General features: G+C 50.8%; 17 protein-coding genes. All 17 read right to left on the reverse strand.

Annotation, left to right across the window (positions count from 1 at the left end; all coding sequences use genetic code 11):
* Nucleotides 1-347 precede the first annotated feature (347 nt).
* The 17 genes from JUF13_RS11465 to cdaA all read right to left on the reverse strand — a co-directional run bounded on the left by JUF13_RS11465 (nt 348) and on the right by cdaA (nt 20,269).
* Nucleotides 348-1,577, reverse strand: a complete 1,230-nt coding sequence (locus JUF13_RS11465; protein ID WP_203639787.1) for a hypothetical protein — start codon at nt 1,575-1,577, stop codon at nt 348-350.
* Nucleotides 1,578-2,035: 458 nt separating this feature from the next.
* Nucleotides 2,036-2,794: an ABC transporter ATP-binding protein gene (locus tag JUF13_RS11470; RefSeq protein ID WP_203639788.1), complete on the reverse strand. Its 759-nt coding sequence runs from the start codon at nt 2,792-2,794 to the stop codon at nt 2,036-2,038.
* Complete coding sequence (locus tag JUF13_RS11475; RefSeq protein WP_203639789.1) at nt 2,775-3,743, reverse strand: iron ABC transporter permease; 969 nt, start codon at nt 3,741-3,743, stop codon at nt 2,775-2,777. The genes JUF13_RS11470 and JUF13_RS11475 overlap by 20 nt, the downstream gene beginning before the upstream one ends.
* The gene (isdE, locus tag JUF13_RS11480; protein ID WP_203639790.1) at nt 3,740-4,633 is read right to left on the reverse strand and encodes a heme ABC transporter substrate-binding protein IsdE; all 894 of its coding nucleotides are present in this window, start codon (nt 4,631-4,633) and stop codon (nt 3,740-3,742) included. The genes JUF13_RS11475 and isdE overlap by 4 nt, the downstream gene beginning before the upstream one ends.
* 13 nt (nt 4,634-4,646) lie before the next feature.
* Nucleotides 4,647-5,441 (reverse strand): NEAT domain-containing protein, encoded by a 795-nt coding sequence (locus tag JUF13_RS11485; protein ID WP_203639791.1) that lies wholly within the window; start codon nt 5,439-5,441, stop codon nt 4,647-4,649.
* Nucleotides 5,434-6,615: an NEAT domain-containing protein gene (locus tag JUF13_RS11490; RefSeq protein ID WP_203639792.1), complete on the reverse strand. Its 1,182-nt coding sequence runs from the start codon at nt 6,613-6,615 to the stop codon at nt 5,434-5,436. The genes JUF13_RS11485 and JUF13_RS11490 overlap by 8 nt, the downstream gene beginning before the upstream one ends.
* Before the next feature lie 72 nt (nt 6,616-6,687).
* Nucleotides 6,688-7,419, reverse strand: coding sequence for an NEAT domain-containing protein (locus JUF13_RS11495; protein WP_203639793.1), 732 nt, complete (start codon nt 7,417-7,419; stop codon nt 6,688-6,690).
* Between the two features lie 602 nt (nt 7,420-8,021).
* Nucleotides 8,022-8,330 (reverse strand): hypothetical protein, encoded by a 309-nt coding sequence (locus JUF13_RS11500; protein ID WP_125765586.1) that lies wholly within the window; start codon nt 8,328-8,330, stop codon nt 8,022-8,024.
* A 330-nt stretch (nt 8,331-8,660) separates the two neighbouring features.
* Nucleotides 8,661-8,948 carry an LlsX family protein gene (locus JUF13_RS11505; RefSeq protein ID WP_203639794.1) on the reverse strand — a complete coding sequence of 96 codons (288 nt, stop codon included), beginning with the start codon at nt 8,946-8,948 and terminating at the stop codon, nt 8,661-8,663.
* Nucleotides 8,949-9,878: 930 nt separating this feature from the next.
* The gene (locus tag JUF13_RS11510; RefSeq protein WP_203639795.1) at nt 9,879-10,964 is read right to left on the reverse strand and encodes an ABC transporter ATP-binding protein; all 1,086 of its coding nucleotides are present in this window, start codon (nt 10,962-10,964) and stop codon (nt 9,879-9,881) included.
* Between the two features lie 206 nt (nt 10,965-11,170).
* A complete protein-coding gene (locus JUF13_RS11515) occupies nt 11,171-12,616 on the reverse strand; it encodes a glycoside hydrolase family 73 protein (protein ID WP_203639796.1) in 1,446 nt (481 codons plus the stop codon).
* Nucleotides 12,617-12,718: 102 nt separating this feature from the next.
* Nucleotides 12,719-13,423 carry a glucosamine-6-phosphate deaminase gene (locus tag JUF13_RS11520; protein ID WP_203639824.1) on the reverse strand — a complete coding sequence of 235 codons (705 nt, stop codon included), beginning with the start codon at nt 13,421-13,423 and terminating at the stop codon, nt 12,719-12,721.
* A 151-nt stretch (nt 13,424-13,574) separates the two neighbouring features.
* Nucleotides 13,575-13,697, reverse strand: a complete 123-nt coding sequence (locus tag JUF13_RS14530) for a hypothetical protein (protein ID WP_263853631.1) — start codon at nt 13,695-13,697, stop codon at nt 13,575-13,577.
* A gap of 683 nt (nt 13,698-14,380) precedes the next feature.
* The gene (glmS, locus tag JUF13_RS11525) at nt 14,381-16,198 is read right to left on the reverse strand and encodes a glutamine--fructose-6-phosphate transaminase (isomerizing) (RefSeq protein WP_203639797.1); all 1,818 of its coding nucleotides are present in this window, start codon (nt 16,196-16,198) and stop codon (nt 14,381-14,383) included.
* An 856-nt stretch (nt 16,199-17,054) separates the two neighbouring features.
* Nucleotides 17,055-18,410 (reverse strand): phosphoglucosamine mutase, encoded by a 1,356-nt coding sequence (gene glmM, locus JUF13_RS11530; protein WP_203639798.1) that lies wholly within the window; start codon nt 18,408-18,410, stop codon nt 17,055-17,057.
* Nucleotides 18,411-18,446: 36 nt separating this feature from the next.
* A complete protein-coding gene (locus JUF13_RS11535) occupies nt 18,447-19,421 on the reverse strand; it encodes a CdaR family protein (protein ID WP_203639799.1) in 975 nt (324 codons plus the stop codon).
* Nucleotides 19,421-20,269, reverse strand: coding sequence for a diadenylate cyclase CdaA (gene cdaA, locus JUF13_RS11540; RefSeq protein WP_125765578.1), 849 nt, complete (start codon nt 20,267-20,269; stop codon nt 19,421-19,423). Before cdaA ends, JUF13_RS11535 begins: the two co-directional genes overlap by 1 nt.
* Nucleotides 20,270-20,506: the final 237 nt, after the last annotated feature.

Consider the following 20,506-nt stretch of genomic DNA (forward strand, 5'->3'; position numbering starts at 1 on the left):
TAAGCAAGATCAAAAGCCGTCAGTTTTTGAAAAACATGAAAACTGACGACTTTTTTGGAAGGTATGAATAATTCAGGATGCATCATCAACATTCATTTTTTTGCGTGAAATGATTTTGCCCACAGGCAGAGCAACCTTCGACGATGACTTTGACGAGAGACTGACCTTGCTTGAGGAACTGCTAGCAGAAGCTACCTTTTCGTGAGATTCATTATTTGTACAGCCAGCTATTGATATGCCCAACATAGCTAAAACCATGAACGTCTTTCGCTTCATCATTATTGCTCCCTTTTTCCACATTCTTAAGCCACTAATTGATTGTGACTAAATGACTTCCCACTCCACGACTACTTAAAATCGGCCAACGGATAGGTAATAACATTCTTATACACGTGAGTCTTGAAAGATACCCGGCCATTTCGATAAACAATCGCATGTGCAATACCGTCATAACCAATTGTCTCAACCATCGCTAATTTTTTACTCTTCTTAGAGTAGAAAGTTGTTTCAGCAATGTCAGTATCGATATAAGCATGCTCCGCCCGATAATGTGTTCGTAATTTTTTCTTGTTAGTTACAATTTTCCAAGGTTTTCGCCGATACGTATAGTTACTGAGTTTGGTCACTTGTCCATTATGGATAGTTAACTTCACAGGCCGATTATCCATTCCCATCACTAAAACACTCGTCAACTGATGCTTTCTATTTCGGACAAGATAAACCCGTTGTTGCATAGAAAGACTGTCGTTAACACCTACACGATTCTTAGTCGATTTTCTACTCTGAATTTTCTGAATCATTTTTTCATGTTTTTTAGGCCCTAACAATTGCTTTCCCGGATCACGATACTTCCCAGCAATCAAGACCTTAGGTGTTTTGTAAACCCAGCCTAACTGCTTACCTTTAGCCGTTTCGAGATATACATAATGCGAGCCAGTGTGCTTAACCAGTTCCTTAGTCGCATACAGTTGTGTCGTTGAAAGTCGATCAAACACGTGATTCACATAAGTGTAGTGAACCGTATATGCTGGCCGGTTCCAAATACGATTATTACAAGCGTCTGCCACGTAGTAAGGCTGCTTTTTCTGATAGGTCCACTGTGACTTAACTGTTGAAAATTTAGTTAAATCACTAGCCTTAACATAACCATTATCCGCTTCGTCGTTATAGTCTGAGGACCCCTCTGGTGAAATTGAATTTTCAAATCCACCAGATTGATAGTTAACCACATGATAATATGTATTATCTGCCGTCACATATTTTTCCGTAGCCCCCAAAATTAGATTGGCCCCATGAACTGTCTCATAGTCTGAAAATATGCCACTCTTTTTCCCAAAGACTTTCAAACTATCATAAAATTTAGCCTTTTTATTGGTAACCTTGTACGCAACATCAGGATCCATCTTCTCCGAAGAAATAATTTGACCAATTGGAAGAGTTTTAGATACGGTCTGCTTCCTTTTTGGACTGTTGCTATCACTGCTGGCAGAAGCTCTATTAGCTTGATTATTCTGAGTCGCACAGCCACCCGTCAGTACCCCCAAAACCGTCAAGCCTAACAACACTGTTTTCTTCATTCCCCTGTACCCCTAATCATTTTTATTAATCCACTATGTATAGCCTAACCTGAAATGAATTTAAAAATAGAATTTCCCTGATTGCGTCTGTATCAAGCTCACAATTTTAGTTTTATGGATATGGATTGAACTTGATACAAAATTCACATGAAAATATAGATTTCGCCAGTGTTCAGTAAAGACACTGTCCCCACAAGCTTTCTATCCTGAATTCACGAACGCCCTATCCGCTGAAAATTGACACTAAGTTAATTTCAATAATGAACTTCCCCTAAACTAAAAGCAAGATTAAATACCAAAACCGTTTAAATTATTCACACCAATCACATGAAGTCTATCAATCATTCTAATTCCCTTGTTACTGGACTTCATGCCCCCCAAAAACAGTCTTTCTTATGATGACTGCCCAATAAAAAGCGCCTCTGTCACAGCAGAGACGCCAAAAATTTTATTAGTCTTTAATCTGGCACCTGAACAATGTAAGGCCCCAGATGTGGCACCGTCACAATCTCAACCGACGTGGCAAACGTCCGACCCAACAACTCAGCATCCCGGAGGTCATCCGGAGTGCCACTGGCGACCAGCTGGCCGTCCTGCAACAACCACAGCCAATCACTCACGCGAAAGGCTTGGTTGATGTCGTGGAGCACCTGGATTACCGTCAGTCCCTTGGCCGCCAGCTGGCGCAACTGCGTCATCAACTGTTGCTGGTAGTGGACGTCGAGGTAGGTCGTCGGTTCATCCAGCAGGAGCACAGCCGGCTCCTGGGCCAAGGCCGCGGCCAACCAGGCACGCTGCTGTTGACCCCCGGAGAGGTCTTGAATCAGCTCATCGGCCAGCGAGGTCAGCCCCGCCATCTCTAGGTATGGCGTCACCTCATTTGCCGGGACCGCCTGTAGCAACCCGTGATACGGCAACCGGCCCGTTGCCACGACCTCGCGCACCGTCAGCTCGTCGTACAGCTGATGATGTTGCGTCACCATGGCCACTTGCTGGGCCAACTGCTTGGTGGTCAATTGGTCCAACGGCTGCTCATTTAACACGACCTGTCCTGCCTGTGCCGGTAAACGCCGCGCCAATAGCTGAAGCAGCGTGGACTTGCCCGCACCGTTGGGCCCAATGATCGTCGTGACCTGTCCTGGTGGGAAGACTCCTGTCAGGTCATTTAGGCCGCGAGTTTGGCGAGGATACTGATAGCTAACGTGTTGACATTCCATGAAATCCTCGCCCCCGTTGTAAGAGAATAATGACAAATGGCCCACCGATCACGGCCATCATGGTTGCCGCGGAAATCTCGCTGGGCACGATGACCGTTCGTCCCAGCGTATCGGCGGCAAGCATCAACCAGGCCCCCGCGAGCATGGAGAATGGGAGCACGGTTTGATAATCGTGACCGACTAGCCGCCGCGCCACGTTGGGCACCACGATGCCGACAAAGGGAACCGTCCCGACCACTGCCGTCACGCTGACGGCCAGGTACATCCCCAGTAACAGCAACGTCCAGCGAAGCACGTTGACCGGCACGCCTACATTTTTCAGGGCGCTATCCGTTAATTTTAAATAGTTCGCCCAGGGTGCCAGTATCAGGGCCACCACGAGCCCCAGGACGCCCAGCCCGAGCAAGGTAGCGGTATCGCTCCAGGTGAGCCCGTTAAACGTGCTGTGGCTCACCGCAGCGGCCCCACTGCTCAGCAGCTGTTGCAGGCCGACAAAGGTCGCATCGAGCGCGACCCCCACGATGATCAACCGGTAAGGATCGGTCAGCGCACGGCCGCTGGTCAGGATGGTCAGGGCAATCAGCCCACCGACCAACGCCATCAGCCAGTTACGACCGGGCAGCCAGGGTAACAGGATTGCCCCACCCAATTTAAAGAAATCGGCGGCGGAGCTAATCCCTAGGATACTGGGGTCGGCGATGGGATTGCGGAAGACGGCCTGAAACAGCGCGCCGGCGACCGCCAGACTCCCGCCACAGATGAGACTGCTCAGAATCCGTGGTAACCGTAGCGAAAAGATCGTCACGAAGGCGCGACTGGCCGGATGGCTCACCGCCCACGTGACTTGAGACAGTCCCAACCATTCCGTGCCGGCCACGAGCGCAATCAGGCTGGTCAGCACTAGTAGTGCGAGCACGCCACCGTACCACCAGCCAGCGTGTTTGGTCATGCGGCCGCCCCCTTCGGATACAGCCACTGGCTGACCTGCTTGAGCGCCGTGGCGACCCGCATGTTCGCGGTAGCGTCAAAGGTCGGCTCCTGCAGATCATAGACGCGGTGGTGCTTGACCGCCGCCGTCTGCGCCCACATAGCATTACTCTTGAATTCGTGGTTAAACTGCTGGGTCACCATGCTGGGCATGGCGTGCTCCAGCCGTAAAATGACCTGCGGATTGGCCTTTTGAATGGCCTCGTCGTTGGGTGCTTGGTATTCCTGCGTGCGACTGGTAAAGACGTTTTGCCCCCCGGCCAGGCGCACCAGGTCCCCCACGTACGAGCGGTTGCTGGCCACCATGTAAGACGCACCCGGCAGCCCCATTAACACCAAAACTCGGGGCTGGCGCTGGTCACGCGCCCGGGCCGTTGCCCGTTGCTTGGCTTGATTGATCAACTTATTTTGCTTCGCCGCAGCCGCCTGGCGGTCGTACCGCTTGCCCAGTTGCGTCAAGGTTTGCTGTAAATGGCCCACACTGGTCAAATTTAAAAAGTGTGGCGTCACGTGTTGGGCCTTGAAGGCCTTACCAAATTGATCGTCCAGCGTCGTCACGGAGTACACGGCGGTCGGTTTCAACGCCGTAATTTTTTCCACGCTGGGATTCATCGGGCTCCCCACCTTGGTGACCTGATGGTACCGTTGCGGCAGCTTATTAGCCGTCGTTGGCACGCCCACCAGGGGTAAGTGGAGTTTGTCCGCAATCTGAACGATAGCGACCGTCGTTGCCACGATGCGTGGCTGGCTTTGCTTCTGCCGTTGCTGGTGCCAGGCAATACCGCCACCAGCGAGGCCCAGCACGACCAAAACGGCCAACGTGATTAGGCCGATTTTTCTTGGATTTTGCATGTGCATTTACCTCCTAGTGTCGGCCAAAGTACCACCAACTGCCGCCACCGACTAAGACAACAATTGCCACCACGCCACCAATCAGCGCGCCCCAATGGGTCTGGTGCGCTGGCAATTGGTCCGCGCTAACAGCCGATTGACTGTCGGCACTGCTGGACGACTGGCTGCTGGTGGATTGACTGGACTTGGCTTTAGATGATGACTTCGCCTGTTTTTTTGCTTTCGTGGCACTGCTCTTAGCCTGCGATGACGCTTTAGACGCGGTAGTTGCCGACGATGATGCGGCCGTCACGGTTGGCTTAGTTGAAGAACTTGCCTCTGCGCTGGACTGGGTCCGCTTCGCACGTGTCGTGGTCGTCTGTTGATTCAAGGCCGGTAAATTCCCCGTTTTAAATTTAAAGGTGATCAGGTGTTTGGCCTTGTACACGTCCGGCACATAGATCGACAATTTCGCATTTACCGCGCGTTTTAAATTCGTGGTGGTAAAGCTGTAGTACAGATGGGAGTTGCCCGCTGAATCCTTGACCTTGCGAACATTTTCGGGTGATTGCCCATCAACTTCTAAGACTTTTACCGGCCAACTGGTTAACTTTTTGGCCGTTTTAATGTCCATGGTGACCACGTAGGCGTGATTTTTCACCGTCACCTTGGCCGGATGGACAAAGTAGCCACTGGCCATCGAGGTCTGATTCGTCCCATATTTGAGCGCTGAATAATCCAATGATTGGGCATGTGCCGCCGTGGGTAGGAACCAGACAGCGATGGTCACCAGGACAGCGAGCATGAGACTGCGTAAGCCTTTAGACATGGGCCCGACCTCCTCGCCAAATGAATCCGCCGAGTGCTAAGCCCACGAGGCCCAGGACGGCCCAATTGTTCGTGGCTTCACCCGTTGGTGGCAGCGTTGCCTGATGCGGCTTGGTCGTGGTCGACGTGGCCGTTGGACTGGTACTAGCGCTAGCTGCGGTCACCGTGGTATGGGGCAACGCCGCAACCGTCGCGGCCGCTGCCTGATCAGCCGCCCCACTCCGGGCAAACCGGAAACGAATCGGGAACGTCTGACTGATGTTCATGGTAGGCACCGTCACGTGGATCCGACCCGGAATCAATTTCTGCGTCAACGCGGACCGCTTGCCCACGGTGAAGGTGTAGCTCATGGTATAGTTCCGACCGCTCTGACCGTACGTCACGTTTTGTGGCTGTGCGCCGTTGATTCGCTTGGGCACGACCGCTCTGGGACCGAGCTTCAGGGACTTGGCGTATTTCACGTGGAGCGTGACCTGATAACCGGTGCCCTTCGGCGTCACGGTCGCCACGTCCGTGTAGTATTGGTCGGCCTCGGACTTGGTCATCTTAGCGCCCTGTAAGACTTGGTAGCGCCAGTATTCGGTGGCCGCTGTCGTCTTTTTAGCCGTCGAGGTGGCAGTCTTAGCTTTAGTCGTCGTCTTTGGCACTGTCACGGCAGAACTCTGACTGCTGGCATTGGCCTTGGCAAGCGTTTCGGCCTGGGCAATCAGATCCGTGGTTGCGACACTTTTGCTGACGGATTTGGCCTGGGCCCAGTTCAGGGTCAGGCGAGCCTGTTCCTTCATGGCTCCCATTGGCGTCGTCAGGCTAAAGACCGTAGTCAGTGGACTGGTTTGGGTCGTCAGATTAAACTGATACACCGCCTGGTGATCCACCGTCTTGACCAGTGTCACAGCTCGGTCAGCCACGGTCATCTTCTTAATGTACTTAGCGCCGTTTGAGGTGATCAAAACCGTCACCTGAGCGTGATTCACGCGGACCACGGCCGTTTTGCCAAAGAACTGATTGGCATCGGACGTGGCGCTGCTGTCCGCCTTGATAATTTTCATGGGAACTTGATAAAGGCCATTGCTTAACGTCGCGGCATGGCCGTCCGTCATTTGGGCCCAGCCCAGGAAGACGAGACCCACGACCAGACAGGCGATGACACGGAATAATTGCTGTAGATGTTTCATCTTGTGCTCCCCCGTTTCTTATTTTTAGTAAAACCAAAAAATCACCACCGAAACCGGTAGTGATTTTTCCACTTACTTAACCGTTACGGTCTTGGTCACGGTCTTGTAACCGGCTTTAGTCGCGGTGACCTTCAACTTCCAACTCTTCTTAACAGCCTTCTTCAGCTTGACCGTGTAGGCCTGCTTCTTGGTCGTGACCTTGCCCAGCGTGGTCTTGTTGTGCTTGACCGTCACCTTGGCGCCCTTGGTGGTCGTGCCGCTGACCGCCTTGGCCTTGGCTTTGACTGCCTTGGTACTCAGCTTAACGGCCTTCTTAGCCTTCGCCTGCGTGGTGGCCTTCAACGTCTTGGTTTGAAAGGCCAACGTCGCAGTTTCCTTCATGGCTTGTGGCATGCCCGGAACGGCGACCGTAAAGCCAATCGTTTGGTCTTTCTTCAAGTTCACGTTGCTAAACGTGTATGTATTGCCCGTTGCCGCCTTCGTGACCTTAGCCGCCTGGCCGTCTAACGTAACGGTATCCAGATACTGGTTAGCGGCCGCCGTGCTCTTCAACGCCACGGAAGTCTTCTGGTTCTTAGCCGTGACCGTTGCGGTGGTGAAGTAACTAGCCGCTTCGGAAGCCGTTGTGGTCCCGGTCTTGTACAGACTGTATTTGATGCTGTACTTACCATTTGCCAGTTTAGCCGCGTTTAAAGTCGCCGCCTGAGCCGTCGCAGTTGGCGCTGTGACTTGGTTCAAGGAAATGCCGGCACCCGCACTGGTGACCATCAATAAAGCACTCATAATCGTTAAAGATTTTTTCATAAAATAAACCCTCCCAAAACAAATTGTTGATTATTTATGAATCCGCTTTCATGGTAGCACGATTATTGGTTGAGTACCACAATTTTGTAGCCAATCAAATTGTCATTTTGTTTATATACTGATAGGCCGATTAGTTTTTTCTTGGGGTTAACTGGGTGGGTAAAATGGACCTGTTGCGATGACAGTTCGTTCCCCGGCGGCGGGCTCAAGGTTCCCTGCTGTGGGGTCGGTTCCAGCCTAAGAACCGGGCTTCCACCTCAACTTTGAGCCTGAAAGGCGGTCTCAAAGGTTGTCCCATGCTCTAAGCTGAGAAAATTCGCTCAGCTAAGACCATCGACACAGCTGCTCACCTTGGCCCGCCTCTGGTCACTTAGACGGTCCTCACTGGTCCATTTTTGCTATCCCGTGCCTACTGTCAGTCACTAATCGTTGGTCTCATATTTGTATGCGTTTTGAATTCGCATGATTGGCTAGCTTGGTTTGCTAAGTTGGCTAACTATCGCCTGTTCCATGACATGATTGTTTTAGCCGCAACCATGACCTAAAGAAAAAACCACATCCTCATTGACTAGGACGTGGTTCGCTAACAGATAATTTAAAAATTACCCAATATGGTTTTCGTGGAGAATGGCCGCAACTTCCTTTTCCATTTCTGGCGTGCGTTTCCATTCTTGAAATTCAGTGAAGGCCTCTTCTGGCATCGTGTAATTTTCGTTCACGTAGTCTTCGTAAGCCTGGACGTGAGGCGTGTGGGCAATGTTTAGCTGTAGGATCCGCACTTGCTTGATCAGCTTGCGCTCTACTGCCAGTTCCGCCCGGCCATTTTGGACCATGTCGCTGATTTCCATGTATTTACTGCCATCGAGGCGGGTAATTTCCTCGATCAGTGTAAATGTTTCGTGACTTTTCATTTTTAAATCGCCTCCGCACAATGCTTCTATTATACCGTGATTTTGGGCAAAACAAAACCACTACCAGGGAATGGCAGTGGTCGGCATAAGAGAGAAAGAGAATTGATTAGAAGGTAATTATTAATACCTTACGAGATATAATATACCGGTTTTTGTAAGCGCTGTCAATAGCTTTCAAAAAATAGTTGGTGATTTTCACTATTATTTTACGTTATCACTTTGGGTGCTCACCAGTTACTCCCTACTCCTACCTAGGGTTGGACCGGATTGACGGCCATTTAAAAAATTTATATTTTGTGTCGAATTTGAAAATGGTCTGTAACTTGGCCACTAGCTGGCGCGGCTCAGCTTGCGCCAGAGTTCAACTAACCCCACTACCAAGGCCGCACCAACGACCAGAAGAATCCCAACATGCACGGGGAAAATCTGACCGTGAAATTGGCCAATAGCTTGGGTGACCCGGTAAAAGGTGATGTGAAAAAAGCCCACCCTAAGTGGCGTGACATCATTTGCCCGGGCAAACCAGGCGGCAGATCCGCCCCACAGTAGCATCGCGATTGCTGTGACTAATCCACCGCTAATCATTTCGATGAGAATTCGCCGACTGGTTTTGTTCATGTGGAATGCCTCCCCTTTTGATTGAGGCTAGTTTACTGCAAGTTGTTTGCGACCGGCTCAATTTGTGCACGGTTAGGTTGGTGAGTTCTATTTGTGTGCGTTTTGATTTATTTTGAAAGAAAAGAACCACCTTGGATTTGGCAGTTCTTGGTTAGCGTTATATTTGCTTAGGGCGTCTGATTGGCTCTTCGCGGAACTATCCTGGTCCTGGCGGCTTCCGAAACGTGCTACGCGAGCCAGGTCCCTGCGCTTAACCCCGACTAAGCAATGACCCAAGCCCGGCATAGTCCTTAGATCTTATCTTGCTTTAGGTCGTTCGCTTGACTCCTCGCGGAACTATCCTGGTCCTGGCAGCTTCTGAAACGTGCTACGCGGGGCAACTGGTTCCGCCTAACTCCGTAACGGAAACGCCCCAGGCTCAGGGTTAGTTCTTTGCTTTCATCTTGCTTTAAATCGTTTGCTTGGTTCTCCACGGAACTATCCTGATACTTGCGGCTTCCGAGACGTGCTACGCGAGCCAGGTCCCTGCGCTTAACCCCGACTAAGCAATGACCCAAGCCCGGGGTAGACCTTAAATTTTATCTTGCTTTAGGTCGTTTGATTGGCTCCTCGCGGAACTATCCTGCTCCTGGCAGCCTCCAAAACGTGCTACGCGAGCCAGACTCCTGCGCTTAACCCGGCAAAGAAAATATCCCAAGTTCGGGGATATTCCCTTTGCCACGTTAATGCTCAGAGTCTAAACGGCTCGCTCCGCACTCTACAAAAAGAGACCGAGAATTTCTTCTCGGCCCCGCCATTTAGTCTTCACCAAATGAGAGATAAACCTTTATTCGGTTCATTGGGAAATCAAATAAAGGGGTAAATAAATGGTAACTTAAAGATACCACGAAAAATAATAAAAATCTATCCGTATTCTTACTATTTTCTAATTTATTTCACATTTGTTGTTTTGTTTGAGTCATGAAGCACTGTTTCTGGGTGCACAATGCTCCCTGGGTTTTGCAGGACTTCACTCACTGAGTGACCCGAAACGTTGACCAGGCAAGCCAGGACAAAGACGATAGCGACTCCGAAGGTTAAAATTCGGTTCCCCCAACTCATCTTTTCACTGATAACTGAGCCATAGAAGTCCTTCTTGACCTCGGCTGCCACGTTGGCATCATCTGGTGCCGCCGCTTGGCGTTCCTCGGTGACCTGTTTCTGGTAGGCATCAATATCAAAAGACTTTTGGTTGGTCTTCATTTGGCGTTGGAAGTGCTTCTTTTCCTTCTTGGTCTGACCCTTGAACCACTTAGTGAATTCACGGTAGTGCTTGACCACATCAGCGGTTGCACCGATTTCCTTGAGCGTCCCGTAGTGAATCCAGGCGACTCGGTCACACAGAATTTCCACTTGCTTCAAGGAGTGACTGACGAAGACGATGGTCTTGCCCTCATCTTTAAACTCAGAAATCTTGTCCACACACTTTTGGTAGAAAGTATCATCCCCAACGGACAACGCTTCATCAATGATCAAGATGTCTGGATTCACGTGCACGGCAATGGAAAAGCCCAGCCGTGACTTCATCCCAGAAGAGTAGCTCTTAACTGGTTGGTATAAGAAATCACCAATATCAGCGAACGACACGATGTCGTCCATTAACGCATCAATTTCGGGATTGGTCAGCCCCTGCATCAAGGCCTTCAACCGAATGTTTTCCAATCCGGTCAGGTTGCCCCGCAAGCCGGCACCGATGGCGATGATCGAGGTATCCCCGCGAACATCGACCGTCCCCGTCGTTTGGGGAATGATGCCGGAGATGATGTTAGACAACGTTGACTTTCCGGAACCGTTGACCCCAATCAAGCCCAGGGTTTCACCCGGCTTCACTTCCAGGGAAATACCCATCAGTGACCAGAAATGTGGCACGGTGGAGTTGCGCAGTGAGAAGAACGCACGCAGTTTTTCCGCTTGGCTCTTGTACAGATCGTATTCCTTCGTAACGTGTTGTACTTTAATTTTGTAAGAATTATCCATGAATTAAACTTCCTAACTCAATTTTTACGTTTCCTTATGCGGCCCGTAAACGTACCGGGCTCAGTCTGTTGTATTATACCAAATATTTGTGACTTGTGGGAACTTTCTAGTCAGCCTTAGCGATTTGTTAAGGTGTCCGCGGTGTTCCAAACGCAAAAAGGTTCGGCAGCCCCACGGCTACCAAACCTCCAAATTATCCATTCAATTTAAGCTAACGCGCGTGAATCGACCCAGTAATTGGTCTTGTTCCCGCTGAACTGGATTCGGTACCAAGTCGTCCCGTAGGCCGTCTTGAGTCCCTTATAGTTCACCGTAACCTTAGTGCCCTTCTTACTTCCACTCGGCCATTTATAGCTTTCCTGGTTAAAATGGGTCTTCTTCACGTGATTGTAAAGCGTATATTTTTTGTACTTGGCGCTCAGCTTCTTGGTGCCACTGGCCGCTGAGTACACGACGTAATCGTACTGGGGACTGGCAGCCGTTTCCGTTGACGCAATCCAGTATTTACCGTCGCCAACCTTGATCCGGTACCAGGTCGATTTGACGCCATCCTGCGTCTTCACCGCCTGATTATCAGCCGCGTAGGACTTCGCCGTTAACTTCTTCAGCGTGCCCATGGACTTGGCCAGGTACGGCGAATTGAACACGTGGTTGTAGTAACTCCCACTCAACGCACTGTTCACCTTGACCGTGGCTGACCCCTTGGTGTACTTAACGGTGGGCAAGGTTAACGCTTTGCCGTACACCCAATACTTCTTGGCCGAGCTGCTGTTGCTAAATTTCAGCCGGTACCAAGTCGTCTTCTTACCCGTCGTCGTGGCCTTCTTGACTCCACGCATATCCAGGTAAACCTGCACGTCCTGGCCGGCTCTGACCTTGTTCCAAGCCGTCTTCGTGACCTTTTCGCGGGTCCCCTTGATGTGGTTGTACAGGCGGTAACTGGTATATTGGGCGTTCAGCCGGGCCGTTTGGGTCCCACTAGCGCCAAAGTACGTCGCCTTATCATACACGACTGGCTTGGGCTTAGGTGCCGCGGTATCCGCACTACTACTGTTAGAGGAGCTGCTGGATGAACTGGTCGAGCTCCCATCTAGCAGCGAGCTCAGACTGTATGTCTTAATAATCGAGATAAGACTGCTACCATAGGTCGGGGCGGTGGCGTAGGTGTTGGTCAGCGCATTGGCTGCATCACTGTAAGTCGCCGCATTTTCCCGCCAGGTCCCACTATAAATCGTGGGATTGTAACTGGTCCCGTTGCGTAACAACGTGGCATTGTCCGTCATTGAGGCCTTGGCGCTAGGATATTTTCTAAAGTTGGCATTTGTATAGTATAACTGTCCGTTACTATCGTACTCGGACGTCTGCATCGTCACGGATTGACCATTATAAGCGCCCTTAATGCCAAAGTAATTATTGGCGGTAGTGGTGAGCGTACTGGTCCCCCAAGCGCTCTCTAAGGCAGCCTGAGCCATCATCACGGACGGATACAATTTATACTTGTTTGCCACCGTCGTGACCGGACTCTTTAAAGTTGAGATAAAGGTTTGTGGGTCGGTGGTCGCCGCATGACCCGTCCCCTTACTAATGGTAAAGCCACCGACGCCGACACCCAAGACGAGCGCGGCTAGTAGCCATCGTTTCGTTCGCTTCATTTTACCGGTTTCCCCCTTAAAATCGCTTCCAGGACAAGAATACCATATGTGCCCCGGGTGCAGAAAGGAAAATTCAAGAGAAAATGCGGTTGAAACAAAGACTTAATCTAACTGACTTGCAGCGGCCTCATCCAAGATCACGGTCACGTTCGGATGAGTCTGCAAATAACTGGCTGGCACGTCTGGCGTTACGGGGCCTTGAATCATGGCAGCAACTGCGGCAGCCTTGCCTTCACCGTAGGCCACAATCAGGATTTGCTTAGCCTTTAAGATGGACCCGATGCCCATGGAATAAGCGTAACGGGGAACTTCATCGGCGTTGTCAAAGAACCGCGCATTGGCGTCAATGGTGGAGTCCGTCAGCGTTACCTTATAGGTCGTTGAGTCCGGGTCGGTCCCGGGTTCGTTAAAGCCGATGTGGCCGTTCTTCCCCAAGCCCAACAGTTGTAAATCAATGGGGTTTTCCGCAATGATTTGATCGTATTCGCTAGTGGCCTTAGCCGCATCCAAATCGGACCCATCTGGGACGTATGAATGGGCAAAAGGTTTAGCGTTGAATAAATGTTCTTGCATAAAGTAATGGTAGCTTTGTGGATGGTCCGCGTTCAAACCAACATATTCGTCCAGGTTGACCGACGTTAATTGACTGAAGTCCAAATCGCTCGCAGCCAATTGTTCATAGATGGTGACTGGCGTGCTCCCAGTTGCTAAGCCTAAAACCTTGGCCCCGTTCTGTAACGCATCTTCAAAGACCCGGAAACCAGCCTGGCCCCCTGCTTGCTTGTCGCTGACAATTTGTACCTTCATGTTCGTCAATTGTTTCATATCATTCAGTCTCCCTCTCTTAATGGTATAGTCCAATTATAAATGCTCTAGACCAGTTTTGCAAGCCATTTGCTCGGGATTTTGAAAATTTTTGAAAACAAAAAGGACGACCGCCAAAATGGCTACCGTCCCACTACTTCCGCCGAATTCCCCGCCGGTTGGCGCTTAAATCGTTCTGTTGCTTCCGGAATTTTTCAAAAGTGGCATCCTTTTGCTTCTGGTTTTTATGACTATCGACTCGCTTCGTATATTTCATCATTTTCACCTCCCGCTTTCATAGATTATTTGCAATTACTATACAACTAAAAGTAAGTTAACGCAAGAAAAAGACGTTTCACGACTGGCACCAAGGCGACGTTACTAAGATGATGATCAACTAAAGCGTTCGGCTTTTCCCATAGCGGCTCTAACGTTAGCGAACAATCCCAGCGACCAGAGGCGGCTCAAAGTGCCCGGCTGTGTCGGTGGTCTTGGCTGAGGTTTTGTCTCAGCCTAGTCCACGGGACAACCTTTGAGACCGCCCCTCAGGCTCAAAGTTGAGGTGGAAGACCGCTCCTCAGTCTGGAACCGGCCCCATGCCGGGCACTTTGAAAGCCGCCGTCGGGAGCGGAAATTAACCACCCCATACACATAGACACCAGGACAGCTGAGTCTACCCACTTATTGGGTGGCGTGGCACTAAACCAGTCTCAGCGACCAGAGGCGGTTTTGCGGACGCAGCTGTGTCGGTAGTGTTAGACCGAGCGCTTTTCTCGGCCTTACACTACGGGACGACCTGGGAAACTCGCGCACCCTAGCGAGGTTTCCAGGCGAGGTGGAAGACCGCTCCTCAGGCTGGAACCGTGCCCCACAGCAGCGGGAGCAAAGTCCGCCGCCGGGAGCGGCAAACAAAGCTAAAAAAAGAGCCACCCAACAAGTGGGTAGCTCTCAGGTGAAACTTTATTCAACAGTCACACTCTTGGCCAAATTCCGTGGCTTATCAACATCCAAGCCCTTGTTCAGACTAGTGTAGTAAGCCAACAGTTGTGCTGGGACAACGCTCAGCAATGGCATTAACATTTCATCAACATCTGGCAGGATCAAGTCGTCGCCGTCAACGGCTAAACCTTCGCGAACGATGGTCAACGTCTTGGCACCCCGCGCCATAGTTTCTTGTAAGTTACTCCGAGTCAGGCCGGCCGTCTTTTCCTGGGTGATGAACCCAATGACTGGCGTGCCCTCTTCGATCAAGGCAATCGTCCCATGCTTCAATTCACCGGAAGCAAAGCCTTCACATTGAATGTAAGAAATTTCCTTCAACTTCAAAGCAGCTTCCAAAGAAACGGCGTGGTCGATGCCCCGGCCAATGTAGAAGGCCCGGTTGGTCTTCAACAGGTAGTTGTTCGAAATGGCTTCCAACTTGTCCTTTTCGTCAACGATGGCCTGCATCCCCGTAGCAACTAAACCAAGTTGTTGGCGGATGTTAAAGTTTTGGGCGATGATTTGGCCCGTCACTTCACCTAAGGCCTTAGCCAGGATGGCTTCCAACGCGATTTGCGCCGTGTAAGCCTTGGTTGAGGCAACCGCAATTTCAGGACCGGCATGTAACAGCAACGTGTAGGTCGCTTCACGAGACAACGTGGAGTTTTGGACGTTCGTGATGGTCAGGCTTGGGTAGCCAGCATCATTCACGTTGACCAGCACTTCACGACTGTCGGCCGTTTCACCGGATTGCGTCAGGAAGATAAAGAATGGCTTCTCTGATAACATCGGTTGTTCGTAGGCAAATTCAGAAGAAACGTGAACTTCCGTTGGGATGTGAGCCAAGTTTTCAAACAAACGCTTCCCAATCAAACCGGCATGGTAGCTGGTCCCGGCACCCACGATGTACAGGCGGTCAGCGGCCTGCATGGCCTTCAACAGCTTGTCATCGATTTCTGGTTCGCCGTGTTCTGACAGGTAGGTTTGAGCTAACTTGCGCATCACGTTAGGTTGTTCGTCGACTTCCTTCAACATGTAGAATGGGTAAGTCCCCTTGTCGGCTTCGTCGGCGTTCATGTCAACGTGGAAGGTCTTCCGTTCAACGGCATTCCCGTCAGCGTCTTCAATGGCCACCTTGTCAGGGGTGATCGTAACGACTTCACCATCCATCAATTCCAGGAAGTCATGGGTTTCGCGTAACATTGCCAGGGCATCGGAGCAGACCACGTTAAAACCGTCGCCGACCCCAATCAACAATGGGCTCTTGTTCTTAGCAACGAATAACGTGTCTGGTTGTTCGCGGTCCATCATCAAGAAGGCGTAAGAGGAACCCTTTAACAGGCTCAACGTCTTAAGGAAGGCTTGCTTGGCGTCCAGATTGTCTTCAACGGCAAACTTGTCGATCAATTGTACAACAACTTCGGTATCCGTTTGGCTCTTGAAAGGTACGTCGCTCAAGTACTTAGCCTTGAGTTCTTGGAAGTTGTCGATGACCCCGTTGTGAACCAAGTAGAACCGGTCGTCGTTTGAGAAATGAGGATGCGCGTTATCCACGCTAACGACCCCATGAGTTGCCCAACGCGTATGACCGATCCCAGTAGAACCGTGTACGTCGGGGGTAATCTTTGAACGCAGTTGGGAAATCCGGCCCTTGGTCTTAACCAAGTAGTCCTGTCCCTTTTGGTCGTTCACGTAAATACCAGCTGAATCATAACCCCGGTATTCTAGCTTTTGTAAGCCGTCGACTAAGATCTTAACGGCGTTGTCGTTACCCGTAACACCAACAATTCCACACATAGTTTTTATCTTCCTTTGCTCGACACCGGTTCCGGTAAACCGGACGGGTCGGATAATTTGATTATTAAATGAATGAGCTTTCTCAGAAATTGGTATAGACTGAAACGTCTTGAAAGCCATCTCCGAATGACTATACTTTACAGCGTTCCGTCAGGGTTGTCAATCAGAAAAGCCAAAACCGGTATATCAAAATATTTATACAAGAAAAACTTAAAAAACACGCACCTATTTGCCTACTTATTGAGTAAGTCATTGGGCAATTTGGTCATTCATGACTGACAGCAATTTCCGTTCACCAGCAAATAGTCCAAGAAAAAACAGGATTGGCGACTCAGTATGTGAGTCGTCAATCCCGTTCGAAATTCTAATTTATTTAATGTTTGTTATCTAGCAAAGCAATCTCACCATAAAACAGACGCCTAGCAAGACCAACACGGGTTAAGCTAATGTCAGCCGTGAGGTCGGTGAAAATAAACTCAGTCGTAGGAGTTTCCTTGGTGGCTCTGCCACCTAGAAAACTGGTATCTTTGAGACTCGTTTCTCAGAGGCTCAAAGTAAGCCTGGAGACCGCCTTTTGGCTCCGGGCGGCCGCCTACCACGTTCCGGTTCTCTCTACTTAGACAGAGAATCGTCTAGACCAGCACGGGGTTAAACTGTGTCAGCCGTGAGGGCAGTAAAAATGGACTCAGCCGGCGGATTTTCTGAACGGCAGCGCCGCTCAGAAAATGGTGACTTTGAAACTCGTGGTTTTCGAGGTTCAAAGCAAGCTTCAAGACCGCTCTTCGGCTTGAAGCGTCCTTCCCCAGCGTTCCGGTCCATTTTTACTGCCCGGTAAGGCGCAGTTTAAAAACCAGCGCTAGTCGACGCCGACTTCGGCGCGGACCACGTCAGCAATCCGGTCCACGTAAGCCGCAACCGTTTCCTCGGTTGGCGCTTCCGCCATGACCCGTAACAAAGGTTCAGTCCCGGAAGGCCGAACCAAGACTCGGCCGTCGCCAGCCATTTCTTTTTCAACCGTGGCAATCATGGCTTGGACTTGGGGGTTGTTCAAAGCAGCTTCCTTGTCAGCAACCTTAACGTTGACCAACTTTTGTGGGTAGGTCTTCACGTCAGCAGCCAATTCGGACAGCTTCTTGCCCGTTACCTTCAGGATGTGGAGTAATTGCAAACTCGTTAACAAGCCGTCACCGGTCGTGTTGAAGTCCAAGAAAACGATGTGGCCGGACTGCTCACCACCCAGGTTGTACCCGGACTTCCGCATTTCTTCAACCACGTAACGGTCCCCGACCTTGGTCTTCACAGACTTCAGTTCGTGGGCTTCCATGGCCTTGTACATCCCCAGATTACTCATGACGGTCGTCACGATGGTGTCCTTCTTCAGACGCCCGTGTTCGGCCATGTATTTCCCACAGATGTACATGATCTTATCCCCGTCGACGATGTGACCTTCCTCGTCAACTGCAATACACCGGTCACCGTCACCATCAAAGGCTAACCCAATGGCCGCACCCTTTTCCACAACAAATTTTTGCAATTGTTCTGGGTGGGTCGACCCAACTTGATCGTTGATGTTCAAACCGTTAGGCGTGGTGGCAATCGTGTCAAAGTCCAGGTTCAGGTCTGCGTATAACCGGGAAACCAAGCCGCTGGTAGCCCCGTTAGCGGAGTCCACCGCGATGTGTAAGCCTTCCAGGTCATCGGCAATCGTTTGTTCCAGGAATTGAATGTACTTTTGGCTACCCTCGGAGTAGTCTTCGACCGTACCTAAGCCATCGGTCGTTGGCCGTGGCAAGTCATCGGTTGGGGCATCCAACAGGGCTTCGATTTCTTCTTCCATTTCGTCGGACAGCTTGTAGCCGTCGTTCCCGAAATACTTGATCCCGTTATATTCAACGGGGTTGTGGGAAGCCGTGATCATGACCCCGGCTGCGGCGCCTTGCGTCCGGACTAAGTAAGCCACGGCTGGCGTTGAGATCACGCCCAAGCGGAGAACTTCGATTCCCACGGAAAGCAAGCCGGCAACCAAGGCATTTTCCAGCAATTGACCGGAGATCCGGGTGTCACGGGCTACTAAGACTTGGGGGTGTGCGTTGTCGCTATCAGCGTGTTGGGTCAAGACATACCCACCGAACCGGCCGACTTTAAATGCTAACTCGGGAGATAAATCTTGGTTGGCAACTCCCCGAACACCATCAGTTCCAAAATACTTCATGTCAAATTTCCTCATTTCTCAATCTGTTTGTTGGTTTTATTTGGTTGTTGCTGTGACCGTGACCTTAATGGTTGACGGGTCAAATGCCGTGACATCGTTATCATTGGTGTCCAGCGTGACCGTCTTGGTCGTTTTACTCTTCACATCACTCACGTCAACGTCGACGTCAACGCTGTCACCCAGGGCCTTTAGCTGCGAGGAACTCCCATACGCCGTGACCTTGTTGCTGGTCGTACTCAGCTTATAGGACGTTCCCGACGACCCGTTCTTGGCGTTCAGGTTCACGCTGACCTTTTGGCTTTCCCCGTCAGACGTCACTGGCAGGTTCACGGTCGTGGTCGACGGCGTCAAAATGACGTTGACCGTCTTGCCACTACTGTCAAGCGCCTCAATGACCGCTTGGTTATTCACGGTCTTCTTGGTGTTGGCCGGCACCGTCAGCTGGGCGATGACCTGCTTGACCCGCGAGATCTCATTGGCCGCACCGGTCGCCTTGACCGTCGTCACGTCAGAAGTGGCCTTGCCAGCGGAGTAGCCCGCGGCAATGTTCTGACTATTATACCGAACCTTGACCGGGAATGAAACCGTTCGCCGGGGTTCAATATCCACGTTGATTTTCGCCGGATCAATGCTCGATTCAATTTCGTGATTCAGACCCTCCTGGTGCAGGGTGACCGTGTGCTTACCGACACCCAGATCACTGAGCGCCGCGTACACTTTAAAATTTTGCGTGTTGGCCGTTGTCGTGACTAAGGCTAAGGGTCCCTTCAGTTTAACTTTGACCTTGGAGGGGTAGCCGGTCACGAAATATTTATTACTGTTCACATTCAGTTGTAACGGCACCGACACCGTCATGGTCTTGGTGGCCGTGAGCGATGTCGTGTTCCCCGTCGAACTGGTCGACGAGCCACTGCTGGAGGACTTGGTACTGTTGACATAGAAGAACAACAGCACGGCCAGGATCAACGCCAGGATGCGGTACAGCCACGTGGTATAACGCTCATTTTTCATTAGCGCCGCCCCCCTCTAAACCGTTGATCGAACCAATCCAGTGCCCGTAAGAACACGTTATTGTTGTCAGTGGCTTCATCATTGACCAATTCATTGCGTAAGAACTTCAGGTAGTCCGTTTGGGTCAGCCCGCGTAACAGCTCATTGTTCTTAGTGATTGAAACTTCCCCGGTTTCTTCTGAAATGACGATGGTCAACGCGTCCGTCACTTCGGAAATCCCGACGGCTGCCCGATGCCGGGTCCCCAATTCCTTGGGAATCAGATTGCTCTCGGACAGGGGCAGGTAGGCCGCCGCGACGGCGATACGGTTATCACGGATGATGACCGCCCCATCGTGTAGCGGGGTGTTGGGAATGAAGATGTTGATCAGTAGTTCACCGGTCAACTCGGCATCCAGGTCGATCCCCGTTTCAATGTAGTCCTCCAGCCCGGTGTCCCGTTGAATGGTCATTAACGCCCCAATTCGCCGTTTGGACATGTACTGGATGGCTTTGTCGAGGCCTTCGATCATCTTGTTGGCGGCTTCATTTTCATGCCGCACCCGGACAAACAAGGACCCCCGGCCGAGGTGCTCCAACCCCCGCCGGATTTCTGGTTGAAAAACAATAATAATGGCGATAACGCCCCAGTTGATCACTTGATCGACCAGCCACGACACCGTGTTCAGTCCCAGGTAGGCACTGATAAAGCGGACAATCAGAATTAAAATAACCCCACGGAAGAGCTGGATAGCCTTGGTTCCCCGTAGCATCACGATTAATTCATAGATGACGAACCACACCACAAGAATGTCGAGGAGGTTGACCAAATTTCCTATAGTTAGGAGATTTCCCCAATCCAGGTTCATGACTTTCCCTCCAAATTGAATTCAAATTTTATTATAGCACGGCACCGCTGACATTTCGCCCCGATTGCCGACAATCCCGCGAAACTCTGCCCCAATGGTCGCAAAGCTTACAGATTTCTTAAGGTCAGGTTCACCCGTTATTTAAATGAAAATAATCTGCTAATATAGAAGTCATATTCTGTTCGATTTCGGCCCCGCGCTGTAGAATGAGGGTAGTACTTTGGGAAAGGATTGGTG

Source organism: Levilactobacillus wangkuiensis (assembly GCF_016861605.1).
GTDB lineage: Bacteria > Bacillota > Bacilli > Lactobacillales > Lactobacillaceae > Levilactobacillus > Levilactobacillus wangkuiensis.

Bases quoted from the DNA above. Each gene is read 5' to 3' on its own strand.
- JUF13_RS11465 (WP_203639787.1), bottom strand. From the start codon at position 1,577: ATGAAGAAAACAGTGTTGTTAGGCTTGACGGTTTTGGGGGTACTGACG.
- JUF13_RS11470 (WP_203639788.1), bottom strand. From the start codon at position 2,794: ATGGAATGTCAACACGTTAGCTATCAGTATCCTCGCCAAACTCGCGGC.
- JUF13_RS11475 (WP_203639789.1), bottom strand. From the start codon at position 3,743: ATGACCAAACACGCTGGCTGGTGGTACGGTGGCGTGCTCGCACTACTA.
- isdE (WP_203639790.1), bottom strand. From the start codon at position 4,633: ATGCAAAATCCAAGAAAAATCGGCCTAATCACGTTGGCCGTTTTGGTC.
- JUF13_RS11485 (WP_203639791.1), bottom strand. From the start codon at position 5,441: ATGTCTAAAGGCTTACGCAGTCTCATGCTCGCTGTCCTGGTGACCATC.
- JUF13_RS11490 (WP_203639792.1), bottom strand. From the start codon at position 6,615: ATGAAACATCTACAGCAATTATTCCGTGTCATCGCCTGTCTGGTCGTG.
- JUF13_RS11495 (WP_203639793.1), bottom strand. From the start codon at position 7,419: ATGAAAAAATCTTTAACGATTATGAGTGCTTTATTGATGGTCACCAGT.
- JUF13_RS11500 (WP_125765586.1), bottom strand. From the start codon at position 8,330: ATGAAAAGTCACGAAACATTTACACTGATCGAGGAAATTACCCGCCTC.
- JUF13_RS11505 (WP_203639794.1), bottom strand. From the start codon at position 8,948: ATGAACAAAACCAGTCGGCGAATTCTCATCGAAATGATTAGCGGTGGA.
- JUF13_RS11510 (WP_203639795.1), bottom strand. From the start codon at position 10,964: ATGGATAATTCTTACAAAATTAAAGTACAACACGTTACGAAGGAATAC.
- JUF13_RS11515 (WP_203639796.1), bottom strand. From the start codon at position 12,616: ATGAAGCGAACGAAACGATGGCTACTAGCCGCGCTCGTCTTGGGTGTC.
- JUF13_RS11520 (WP_203639824.1), bottom strand. From the start codon at position 13,423: ATGAAGGTACAAATTGTCAGCGACAAGCAAGCAGGGGGCCAGGCTGGT.
- JUF13_RS14530 (WP_263853631.1), bottom strand. From the start codon at position 13,697: ATGAAATATACGAAGCGAGTCGATAGTCATAAAAACCAGAAGCAAAAG.
- glmS (WP_203639797.1), bottom strand. From the start codon at position 16,198: ATGTGTGGAATTGTTGGTGTTACGGGTAACGACAACGCCGTTAAGATC.
- glmM (WP_203639798.1), bottom strand. From the start codon at position 18,410: ATGAAGTATTTTGGAACTGATGGTGTTCGGGGAGTTGCCAACCAAGAT.
- JUF13_RS11535 (WP_203639799.1), bottom strand. From the start codon at position 19,421: ATGAAAAATGAGCGTTATACCACGTGGCTGTACCGCATCCTGGCGTTG.
- cdaA (WP_125765578.1), bottom strand. From the start codon at position 20,269: ATGAACCTGGATTGGGGAAATCTCCTAACTATAGGAAATTTGGTCAAC.